Genomic DNA, 10,956 nt, shown 5'->3' on the forward strand with positions numbered 1-10,956 from the left:
ATGACCGAGCCCGAACTCCTGCTTCAGGTCCTGATAGTCGCGCTCGATGCGCCAGCGCATTTTGGTCACGAACACGAGCTGCTCGAGGGTCGCCTCTTCGGGGGCCGTAGTGAGAAAGTATTTGAGCGGCTCCGTATCGCCAGCAGGCCATTCAATGAGCAGCCATTCTTCGTCGCGAACGGTACTTCGCCAATTGTCGCGATGTGCGGGACGGACCCGCACGGCGGCAAAGCGTGAGGAAAGTGCTGCATTGCTACCTTCCCGCCAGGTTACGGTCTGCCAGGCGTTTGCGGGCAGTTGCATAGCCAGTTCCTTCACTGCGAGCGGTTCATGGCCGGGCGCGCGGCGTAACAATGTCGGGGGTTTGTAGCGCCCGCTCCAGGGCTTGGGCGGAAGCGGCGCCGTACCGTGTGCCCATACAGAGGTGCCCGGCCGGATCCCTGCCGCATACAACAAACCCAGTTCAGTTACGCCTTCCCGAAAAGCGGTTTCGTCGCCGTACCCGGCATCGGCGAGCACAATGCCCGGCACAACGCCGGATGCTATAGCCTCTCGAAGTTGGGCCAGCGCAATCTGTGGCTTGGTCTCGAAGGTGAGATCGTCAGGAATGCCCGCGCGACGCGCTCGTTCCCGGTCGTCAATCCATTCCTTGGGGACATACAGCTGCCAGGCAATCGGCAGGCTGCCGCGTTGCGTCGCGATCGACAGGCTCACGGCGATCCGGCAGTTATCCTGTTTGGCCAATTGCCCACAATATTGCCGCGCTACGCCGACCGAATGCTTGCCTTTCTTCGGGAAGCATGTGTCGTCAATAATCCAGTAATAGCCAGCCTCTTCAGCAGTGTGCAGGCCCAAGGCGGGCATCACCCATTCGCGCACCCGATGCAGAACCGCCCGGTCAGACCATTCTGCCTTGGCCACAAAATGGTGGAGTGACTGGTGTTTCGCGCTCGCGTGAAGGGGAGCAATATGCGCAGCCATTGGCTCGACGCTCTTGCGTGACAACGGCATTGCCAGGCCCGAACAGTAACCCTTGAGGCCGGCATGGCGATCGGCGTGCCCCAACGCCTGCGCTAGATGATTCAGATACGCGTCAAATTCGTCGACGTCTTCTCTCATCACGGTCGCCCAAAGTTTGTATTATTGAATACCACCAGGTATCACTACCAGTCATCGGTGGAGGCGCCTTTCTGTGATATGCAGCTACTGTCGTAAATCGACTAAGCTCTTCCAATGTGACTCTATTCAAGGGGACGCTGCCCGTACCACAGCCTCCCATATTCACACCATTTTGCAACTGTTCAGACGACCCTATCGATCGGCTGGATAGGTCACGGTTGAGGTTTGTCGCTGACGCTAACTGTGGAGGTGTCGCGATTTGCCTTATTTGATATCTCCGGACAACAGGTTGCTCCATCACCGGAACGCAGTCATAGGTTTGGTCGTTCGCAAGAAAACTCTTTGACACGTGTACTCCATTGTAACGTTCAATAATCGCTTGGCGCATCCCTTCGAAAGCAGACGGATCATTGACTTTGTATTTACGCGATATTGGGGGTTGATGATCTGACCCAAGAAACGCCCCTGATTCGGGCCAAGAGCGACCAATAAAATCCTGAGCGGCCGCAGCTCTCGTGTCAGCCATGAATCTGTCAAATGATTCAATATGGGAATCCACGCGCTGCGCGTATGCGGGCATTGTCCATGTCAATATCCCGGCCAAACACACAGAAGACACATACTGAATTGTGTTTGCAAGTCTACCGAGTTGTTTGTCGTTGCCGGGACTTACAGCGGGGAATTCTTGTATGCTGAGGTAAATAGACCGCGTCGACATATAATTTTCCTTGGAGTTAGCTTTTTTGCAAGGCAGATATGGAATTGCAGGCGCCAGCTCCTTGGGAGCGCTTCAAGGTCGATGCAATAATTGTACGCGCTCAGCCGCGGAATAATTGCTCAAATGCCCTTCACGAGCGGCCTGGCGGCGTGCTGCCGTAATGAGTGCCTTGTTGCGTGGAGGGGCGGACGGTGCGCTGACCTCCTTATCCAGCGCATTACCGCTGCAACGCGGACAGGACGCCAACGAATTGGCGCGTACGAGTGTCTCGAACCGTAAATTGCAGTTGCGGCATACATAGTCGTAAAGAGGCATGAGACGTTTTCCTCAATGCGCAAGGTTGTGCGACGGAGCATCATTGGCGAAACGCGACGATTCGCGCATGGCGTTTTTGAGTCGGTCTACCGTTAGCAGCAGCTGTAGTCCAAAATCCGTGGCCATGTCGAAAGCAGTTCGCCCATCTGGCGCGACCAAGCTGTCACTCGCACCAAGGGATATTAGCAACCACATGACGTCGACTCTGCCGCTGGCTGCTGCCTGCATCAGGCATGTGACGTCGTGCGCATTGGCATGATCCACATTAAGACCGGCACTGACCAACAGTAGAATCGGCTCGGGCGTTCCGTATAGACATGCGTACCATAGCGCATCGTTTCCGTCGTCGTCGAGCGCACGGACGGGTGCACCTTCGTCGAGCAACGCGGCGACGATACGGTATTCCCCATGCATCGCTGCGAGCATCAGCGGCGTTATGCCGTCAACGCTGCAGGAATGGGCATCCGGAAAGTCGTGCGCCGACAGCCATCTAGCGACTGACGAACGTGCACGAGTTTGCAGACCTTCATCAGCGTGCGGGAGGCTTTGACCGTTCCCTTTTCGACGGGCGGCAGCATCGATTAGCAATGCCATGGAAATTCTCCAGTTAGATTGCGTGAGCGTTGTGATAGCTTGTGTGCATGGGGGCGTCCTCATGAGGAGGCGCCGTGGCGAAACACAACTTAAACCGGTCTGTTTTCGTTAGGATCACGGACTGGACCCATCAGTTCGAGTCCCTGCGCGTAACTGATGGGATCGAAACACAAGTCGAACTTCGACCCTGCGTCGGCGACCGCATCGAGTTTTCCCGCAGTGTCCTTTTTCTTCAGCTCTGCCTTATCGAGATACAGGAGTTCAAGTGTTTCGTTGTAGACCGTCGATTCCACGATAGGCAGGACATAGAATACTGCGCCCTGATAGTGCGCCTGATAGCGACTCGAAAGATCGATGTTGTCGCAGAACAGAAAGTACTTTCCGTTTGGCGAGAGGGCGTCTCCCAACACTTCGGCGACGTCTTTCAGATGTTCGAAACTCAATAGCCACCCCGCGAAAAATAAGAGATGCGGGTCGCCGAGGTCGGCCACTGCCGTGACCTGCTCGCAAGACAGCTCAGGCGGGCGGGCTTCGTCAGCGAGTTGCGGTCCGAAGCGCAGCGCGAGTTCGCCGCGAAAACCGATGCGCCGAGGCGTACTGGTGGGGCCCTTGAACACTGCATTGAGTAAACGGCCCTCGAGCTGCAAGCGGGCGAAAACAGTCTGGTCAAGTTCCTTGTCGATAGTCATATCGTTCATTAGGTTTTCCTCTCAAGTTTGTATAGCTTGTGAAATGGCAGTGACAGTTCGTATTTGGTCAAGAAGCACGGAGTTTCGTATGCAACTTCCGTACCACCAATCCCTCTCTTAGTGGCCCACTGCCATTGACCGAGGCGGGCCGAATCAAATCTGGTTTGCGACAACAACGCACGGTTTGTCAGGAAGCCGACGCTGCGGACGTCGGTAGGCGCCATGCCGGCACGCTTGCTGAAAGCGCGATTTGCAATGCATTTCAACGACTCTGGAGCGTTGGCATAGAAACTGCTCTACAGCGATTCGCGCGGACACCATCCGGCCGATGCGTGACTCCACAGAAGAAGATCATATGGACACTGCACGCTGAGCGCATGATCGCGGCTTTGCAGCCTTGATTGGCAACCTTGGTTTAATCCTTCTATCTCAATGGAGTACCACGATGGCTCAACTTCGGCAGATCGCTTTCTACGGAAAGGGCGGGATTGGAAAATCGACCACGTCGCAAAACACGCTCGCGGCGCTCAGCGACCTCGGGCAAAAGATCCTCATTGTCGGCTGCGATCCGAAGGCAGACTCGACACGGTTGATACTGCATGCGAAGGCGCAGGACACAATTCTCTCTCTCGCGGCGGAGGCCGGCTCTGTGGAGGACCTCGAACTCGAGGATGTCATGAAGATTGGCTACAAAGACATACGCTGTGTGGAGTCGGGAGGTCCTGAGCCAGGTGTCGGCTGCGCGGGTCGCGGGGTGATTACATCGATTAATTTCCTGGAGGAGAATGGCGCCTACGACGGAGTGGACTACGTCTCATACGATGTGCTGGGCGACGTGGTGTGCGGAGGCTTTGCAATGCCAATTCGCGAGAACAAGGCACAGGAGATTTATATCGTGATGTCAGGTGAGATGATGGCTATGTACGCTGCAAACAATATCTCAAAAGGGATTCTCAAGTATGCCAACAGCGGTGGTGTGCGTTTGGGCGGCCTCATTTGCAACGAGCGCAAGACCGACAAGGAACTCGAGCTTGCGGAATCGCTCGCAGCGATGCTCGGCACACGTCTGATCCACTTCGTGCCGCGCGACAACATCGTGCAGCATGCGGAGCTACGCCGCATGACGGTGATCGAGTACGCGCCAGAGAGTGCACAGGCCGCCCAGTATCGCGCGCTTGCAGAGAAGGTGCATAACAACGCCGGCAATGGCGTGATCCCAACGCCGATCACGATGGACCAACTCGAAGATCTCCTGATGGAAAAAGGAATCATAGTGCAGGTCGATGAGTCGAAAGTTGGCAAGACAGCGGCTGAACCGACCGCCTGACGGCTGCGGGGATGACGGTTGCCGTGCGGCGTACGGCAACCGATTCCGGCAATCATATTTCTCCACTTATGGATATGCAATGACCGAAACGGTTGAACAACGTAAGGCGGCTAACAAGGCTCTCATTGATGAAGTGCTGCGAGCTTACCCCGAAAAGATGGCCAAGCGACGGGCCAAGCATTTGGGCACTTTCGAGCAGGGCAGGCCAGACTGTGGGGTGAAGTCCAACATAAAGTCGCTGCCTGGTGTGATGACGATTCGCGGCTGCGCATATGCCGGTTCGAAGGGCGTGGTCTGGGGACCGATCAAGGACATGATTCACGTCAGTCACGGACCGGTCGGCTGCGGCCAGTATTCGTGGGGTTCGCGCCGCAATTATTATGTCGGAACAACCGGAGTCGATACGTTTGTCACGATGCAGTTCACTTCTGACTTTCAGGAGAAGGACATCGTGTTCGGTGGCGACAAGAAACTCGACAAAATCGTCGATGAGATTCAGGAGCTGTTTCCGCTCAACCGAGGCATATCGGTTCAAACCGAATGCCCGATCGGTCTAATCGGCGATGACATCGAGGCGGTCTCGAAGAAGAAGAGCGCCCAGTATGGCGGGCACACAATCGTACCCGTACGCTGCGAGGGATTTCGCGGCGTATCGCAGTCGCTTGGGCATCATCTCGCGAACGATGCGATTCGCGATTGCGTGTTCGACCGGGTCGATCCGAATAAACATTCCGCGCTCGAGTCAACTCCGTACGACGTTGCGATCATCGGTGACTACAATATCGCTGGCGACGCGTGGTCAAGCCGCATTCTCCTTGAGGAGATGGGTTTGCGCGTTATTGCGCAGTGGTCGGGCGATGGTACGCTCGCTGAACTGGAGAATACGCCGCGCTCAAAGCTTAACCTGCTCCACTGCTACCGGTCGATGAATTACATCAGCCGGCATATGGAAGAGAAGTATGGTGTTCCTTGGCTGGAATACAACTTTTTCGGTCCTACCATGATTGAACGGAGCCTGAGAGAGATCGCGAGACGATTTGACGACACGATCAAGACCAATGCCGAGAAGGTGATCGCCAAATACCGCCCGCTGATGGATGCGGTGATCGCGAGATATAAACCACGCCTCGAGGGTAAAAAAGTGATGCTCTTTGTAGGCGGCCTTCGCCCGCGCCACGTCATCGGGGCATACGAAGACCTCGGCATGGAAGTCGTCGGCACCGGCTACGAGTTTGCCCACAACGATGACTATCAGCGCACTACACATCACATTCACGACGGCACGCTAATTTACGACGACGTGACCGGATACGAATTCGAGCAATTCGTCGAACGCATGCGGCCGGACCTCGTCGGTTCAGGAATCAAGGAAAAGTACGTCTTTCAGAAGATGGGTGTTCCGTTCCGCCAGATGCACAGTTGGGATTATTCAGGACCGTACCACGGCTACGACGGATTCGCGATCTTTGCGCGCGACATGGACATGGCAATTTCGAGTCCTGTCTGGACTCTTTCCAAGGCGCCGTGGAAAAAAGCAGCGTGAGCTAGGCGGGCCGTTGGCGATACGGCCGTGTCGCCGGAAGGCTCTTCAGGAAATCGATTCAGGAGCGAGTCATGCCCCAATCAAGCGACAACATTCTCGATCACGAGCTGCTCTTTCGCGAGCCGGAATATCAGGCGCTTTTGCGCAACAAGAAGCAAAATTTTGAGTTCAACCATTCTGATGAGGCAGTGAGGGAGGTTGCAGAATGGACAAAGACTGAAGACTACAAGCAGAAAAACTTCGCGCGCGACTCGCTAACCATCAATCCAGCGAAGGCGTGCCAGCCTCTTGGGGCGGTATTCGTGGCAAACGGCTTTCATAAAACACTGCCGTTCGTGCACGGCTCTCAGGGCTGCGTGGCCTATTATCGCTCACACTTTTCGCGGCACTTCAAGGAGCCGACGTCGTGCGTGAGTTCGTCAATGACCGAAGACGCGGCGGTCTTCGGGGGCCTCAATAATATGATCGACGGTCTGGCGAATGCATACAACCTTTATAAGCCCGAGATGATCGCCGTATCGACGACCTGTATGGCAGAGGTCATCGGTGACGACCTCGATGCATTCATCAAGAATAGTAAGCAGAAGGGGAGCGTTCCGCAAGGCTACGATGTGCCGTTCGCTCATACGCCCGCGTTTGTCGGCAGTCACGTGACGGGTTACGACAATGCTCTACTGGGCATTCTCAAACACTTCTGGGACGGCAAGGCCGGTACCGCAACACCACTCATACGTGTGCAGGACGAGAGCGTAAACTTTATCGGTGGCTTTGACGGTTTCGTGGTGGGCAACATCAAGGAGGTTCGACGTATCTTCGATCTGTTCGGCGTGAGCGTCAACATCATCTGCGATCCTTCCGACACATGGAATACACCGACGGATGGCGAATTCCGCATGTACGATGGTGGGACCACGAAGGAAGAAGTTGAACGTGCACTGAATGCGAAAGCGACGTTCATTTTCCAGGGGTATTGCTGCGAAAAGACGGCGAAGTTTATCGCTGAACATGGCCAAGAGGTAATTGTGCTTAATTCGCCAGTCGGCGTTGCTGGTACCGACCATTTCCTCATGGAGATATCACGTGTCACGGGCCAACCGATTCCACCTGAACTGGAAAGGGAGCGGGGGCAACTCGTTGATGCAATCGCGGACAGTCAGGCTATTCTCCATGGCAAACGCTATGCACTCTACGGCGATCCCGATCAGATGCTAGGTTACACGCAATTCCTGCTCGAGCTCGGTGCAGAGCCGGTGCATGTTGTGTCGACAAACGGTAACGACGGCTGGGCAGAGAAGGTCAAGGCGTTGTTGGACGCGTCGCCGTACGGTGCGGGATGCAACGCCCATCCGAAGCGCGATCTCTGGCATCTGCGCTCGCTGCTATTTACCGAACCAGTCGATTTCCTGATCGGCAACACTCATGGGAAGTACCTGGAGCGTGATACGGGGACACCGCTAGTGCGACTCGTGTTTCCTATTTTTGACCGGCATCACTATCACCGTTTTCCGACGTGGGGGTATGAGGGAGGATTGCGCGTTCTATTAGCACTACTGGACGAATTCTTCGAAAAGCTCGACGCGAGTACGGTCGATATTGCGAAGACTGATTACAGTTATGACATTGTTCGCTGATGGCAGAATGGTTGTTGCCTAGGCTTGGTTTGCCCAGCCCCTCGACGTGGGCCATCGTGCGCGGCCGCTCGGCAGAGTGCGGTCCGCACGACTTTTTGACTAAGGGCTGTTTACATTCGATGAAATGTGTTTACATCTTGTCTTTTGCGCGAGCGGGCCAAGATGATTCGAACGTTATTGAGCGATGAAGTATGGGCCCGAATCGAATCCGTCTTGCCGGGCAAAGAAGGCGATCCAGGGCGAACGGCGACCGACAATCGTTGGTTTGTCGAAGCTGTCCTCTGGATCGGCCGGACCGGCTGCCCGTGGCGCGATTTGCCGAAGGCGTTCGGCCGATGGCATACGGTGTACATGCGTTTCTCCAGGTGGCGTCGCAAGGGTGTGTGGGAACGCGTGATCCTCGCCGTGGCCGACGAAACCGAGATCAAGCATGTGTTGATCGATTCGACCATCGTGCGCGCACACCAGCATTCGTCCGGAGCTCAAAAAAAACGGTCCGCAAGCGCTCGGTCGCTCGCGAGGTGGACTGACCACCAAGTTGCACCTGGCCGTCGATGACGCCGGACGCCCCCTGCGGTTGATTGCCACCGAGGGACAAGTTTCCGATATTTCGTGCGCGAATGAACTGGTTGAGCATTTGCGCACCGGTGCGGTCATCGCTGACAAGGGCTACGACTCGAACGCCTTTGTGGAGAGTATCCGCACTACGCGTGCGAAGGCCGTAATCCCGCCGCGTTCGAACCGCAAGACCAAGCGTCGCTATAGCCGTGTGCTGTATCGGACCCGGAACATCGTCGAACGCTTTTTCAGTCGTATCAAACATTTTCGTCGTGTCGCCACTCGCTACGACAAACTCGCAGGGAACTATCTCGCCTTCGCTTCGCTTGCCTGTGCCTTTGGAGCGCTGATGAAAATGTGAACAGAACCTAGTTTTCCACAGCACCCAGGTATGACCGCGCTCCGTCGTCCGATTCGCATCTATCCTCTAAAAGCCCCTGCTCGAAGTTGCAAATCTCGATGAATTAACTCGATGCAATTAGAGAAGGCAGCGGCAGTAAGCCCGACTGGTGTAAAGGAGGATTCGCACACTCATCTTCTCTGAGGAGCACGCAAATGGACGCGTCTGACACATCCCTCCGAGGGAGAATACGACGCTAGGTGGCCGCCTGCACGTGGCATTTGAACTGGGCGAGAAGACTGGAAGCTCTCACTGGGTGATGGACGGCGAGCCGCTGGCCATGCGTGATGTGATCGCAGAACTCAGGAGCTACGTATGCAAGGCATAGCCGCTGCCTCGAGTAAACTGCTGGAACAGGGCGAGCTTGAACAGTCAACGGGGCGGCGGTCGCTTGAGCAGTTGCTTGCCGCTGAGAGCGTTGATCGAGCCGTGCGCGTGGTCAACCACCAGATGTGGTTGGCGAAGTTCCCGGTGGATCGCGATCTGGGTGGGTTCGACTGCGACGGCTCGCCAGTTTATCGCAAGCCCGGTATGCGTCGATCCAGCGCAGTTGCGACTCGTGCTCGGCAGGCTGATGCCAGCATGATTGCTCGCCCAGCGGTACTCACATATGGCTGGCAACGGGTGTTAGCAGGTTGCTGAAGTACCGCTGAAACACGTCATCGCGCAGAGTTCGTGAAGCGTTGATAGATGAACCACCACTTGCCCACTGGAGATCATGCGCGGCGCCGACACGTTCACTGAGAGTCTGTTTTCCATGCGCAAGCTGGACGACTTCGTCCCAAAGTCGCATCCGTTGCGTTCGATCCGCGTGATGGCGAACGAAGCGCTGGCGAAGATGGATCGACTGTTCGCCGAGATGTACGAAGCGGACATAAAAGGTGGACGGCCGAGCATCGCACCGGAGAAGTTACTGCGAGCCATGCTGATCCAGGTGCTCTACAGCATCCGCTCTGAGCGGCAACTCATGGAGCAGGTGCAGTACAACCTACTGTTTCGCTGGTTCATCGGCCTGGCGATGGACGACGAGGTGTGGGTACCGACGGTCTTCACGAAGAACCGCGAGCGCCTGATCAAGCATGATGCGGTCATCGAATTCTTCAACGAAGTGGTGGCCATCGCCGAGAAGAAGTGTCTGCTCTCGGGTGAGCATTTCAGCGTGGACGGCACGCTGATCCAGGCGTGGGCCGGACACAAGAGCTTTGTACGCAAGAATGGCGACGATCAGGACAACGACGGTGGCGGTGCGGGCGATTTCAAGGGCGAGAAACGCAGCAACGAGACACATCAGTCAAGAACCGACCCAGATGCGCAGCTCTATCGCAAAGGCAAAACGGCCAGCGAATTGCGGTACATGGGCCATACGCTGACCGATAACCGGCACGGCCTGGTGGTCAACGCGCGCGTGACACGCGCCGACGGGCATGCCGAGCGCGAAGCGGCCAAGATCATGATCCACGACGCACGGCAAGCGGTGGAGGACCCGAACGTAGAAATTACGTTGGGGGTTACGATGCCCAGGAATTCATCGAGGCGTGTCAACAGATGAAGGTCACACCGCACGTTGCGCAAAACACCTCGGGGCGGCGTTCGGCAGTGCCCGATACGATTGCCTCGAGCGCGGGCTACGCCATTTCGCAGCAAAAGCGCAAGTTGATCGAACAAGGTTTCGGCTGGGCCAAGACCGTGGGACGCATGCGCCAGGTGATGGTGCGCGGGTTGAAGAAGGTGGACCAGATGTTCGTGTTGAACATGGCAGCCTACAACCTCGTGCGCATGCGATCGCTGGCACAGTTCCGTCCATAGTGGCGGGCAAAAGGGGTCTGCCATAGATTTTGTGTTCAAGGCATAACATGTAGCTCAAGGAGCATGTATGCCACGCAAACCCAAGACAACTACCGAAGCGCAGACAGCGTTACCGTCCATTCCGAAGGAGCTGATCGACCAGTTCGTGAAGGGACCCATGACCGCCGAAGCGGTGCACGCCGCTTCAGCCGCGTTCAAGAAGGCGCTGATCGAGCGGGCGCTGGGTGCCGAACTTGGACACCATCTGGGTTATCCG

The 10,956-nt window shown here is 56.1% G+C and carries 8 protein-coding genes and 3 pseudogenes; 7 read left to right on the forward strand and 4 right to left on the reverse strand.

The annotated features are described in order from the left end of the window. From M3I56_RS39770 to M3I56_RS39785, 4 genes are all read right to left on the reverse strand, one after another. Nucleotides 1–1,119: IS701 family transposase (locus tag M3I56_RS39770; protein WP_254358530.1), on the reverse strand; the 1,119-nt coding region annotated here is incomplete at its 3' end. A 790-nt stretch (nt 1,120–1,909) separates the two neighbouring features. After that, complete coding sequence (locus M3I56_RS39775) at nt 1,910–2,152, reverse strand: zinc ribbon domain-containing protein (RefSeq protein ID WP_254316843.1); 243 nt, start codon at nt 2,150–2,152, stop codon at nt 1,910–1,912. Nucleotides 2,153–2,164: 12 nt separating this feature from the next. Next, entirely contained in the window at nt 2,165–2,746 is a 582-nt protein-coding gene (locus M3I56_RS39780; protein ID WP_254316842.1) for an ankyrin repeat domain-containing protein, read from the reverse strand. An 89-nt stretch (nt 2,747–2,835) separates the two neighbouring features. Continuing rightward, a complete protein-coding gene (locus tag M3I56_RS39785) occupies nt 2,836–3,444 on the reverse strand; it encodes a hypothetical protein (protein WP_254358531.1) in 609 nt (202 codons plus the stop codon). A 436-nt stretch (nt 3,445–3,880) separates the two neighbouring features. Between M3I56_RS39785 and nifH the strand changes: the two genes are divergently transcribed. From nifH to M3I56_RS39820, 7 genes and pseudogenes are all read left to right on the forward strand, one after another. Beyond that, nucleotides 3,881–4,762, forward strand: a complete 882-nt coding sequence (gene nifH / locus M3I56_RS39790) for a nitrogenase iron protein (RefSeq protein WP_254346207.1) — start codon at nt 3,881–3,883, stop codon at nt 4,760–4,762. Between the two features lie 79 nt (nt 4,763–4,841). Continuing rightward, nucleotides 4,842–6,305, forward strand: coding sequence for a nitrogenase molybdenum-iron protein alpha chain (nifD, locus tag M3I56_RS39795; RefSeq protein WP_254358532.1), 1,464 nt, complete (start codon nt 4,842–4,844; stop codon nt 6,303–6,305). A gap of 71 nt (nt 6,306–6,376) precedes the next feature. Further along, complete coding sequence (gene nifK, locus M3I56_RS39800) at nt 6,377–7,936, forward strand: nitrogenase molybdenum-iron protein subunit beta (RefSeq protein ID WP_254346204.1); 1,560 nt, start codon at nt 6,377–6,379, stop codon at nt 7,934–7,936. A 162-nt stretch (nt 7,937–8,098) separates the two neighbouring features. Then, nucleotides 8,099–8,855 (forward strand): IS5 family transposase gene (locus M3I56_RS39805; RefSeq protein WP_375541882.1). Its coding sequence is split into 2 segments (ribosomal slippage): nt 8,099–8,418 and nt 8,417–8,855, totalling 759 coding nucleotides; the frame shifts between segments, so codons are not numbered across the junction. A 351-nt stretch (nt 8,856–9,206) separates the two neighbouring features. Further along, nucleotides 9,207–9,536 (forward strand): annotated as a pseudogene (locus M3I56_RS39810) (ATP-binding protein); the annotation flags it as partial. Nucleotides 9,537–9,612: 76 nt separating this feature from the next. Beyond that, nucleotides 9,613–10,700 (forward strand): annotated as a pseudogene (locus M3I56_RS39815) (IS5 family transposase). 67 nt (nt 10,701–10,767) lie between these two features. Further along, nucleotides 10,768–10,956 (forward strand): annotated as a pseudogene (locus tag M3I56_RS39820) (IS256 family transposase); the annotation flags it as partial.

Origin of the sequence: Paraburkholderia sp. CNPSo 3281 (genome assembly GCF_024206515.1) — a bacterium.
GTDB classification, from domain to species: Bacteria; Pseudomonadota; Gammaproteobacteria; order Burkholderiales; family Burkholderiaceae; genus Paraburkholderia; species Paraburkholderia nodosa.

Excerpts from the sequence above, each read along its gene's own strand:
- nifK (WP_254346204.1), top strand. The coding sequence starts at position 6,377 with ATGCCCCAATCAAGCGACAACATTCTCGATCACGAGCTGCTCTTTCGC.
- nifH (WP_254346207.1), top strand. The coding sequence starts at position 3,881 with ATGGCTCAACTTCGGCAGATCGCTTTCTACGGAAAGGGCGGGATTGGA.
- M3I56_RS39785 (WP_254358531.1), bottom strand. The coding sequence starts at position 3,444 with ATGAACGATATGACTATCGACAAGGAACTTGACCAGACTGTTTTCGCC.
- M3I56_RS39775 (WP_254316843.1), bottom strand. The coding sequence starts at position 2,152 with ATGCCTCTTTACGACTATGTATGCCGCAACTGCAATTTACGGTTCGAG.
- nifD (WP_254358532.1), top strand. The coding sequence starts at position 4,842 with ATGACCGAAACGGTTGAACAACGTAAGGCGGCTAACAAGGCTCTCATT.
- M3I56_RS39780 (WP_254316842.1), bottom strand. The coding sequence starts at position 2,746 with ATGGCATTGCTAATCGATGCTGCCGCCCGTCGAAAAGGGAACGGTCAA.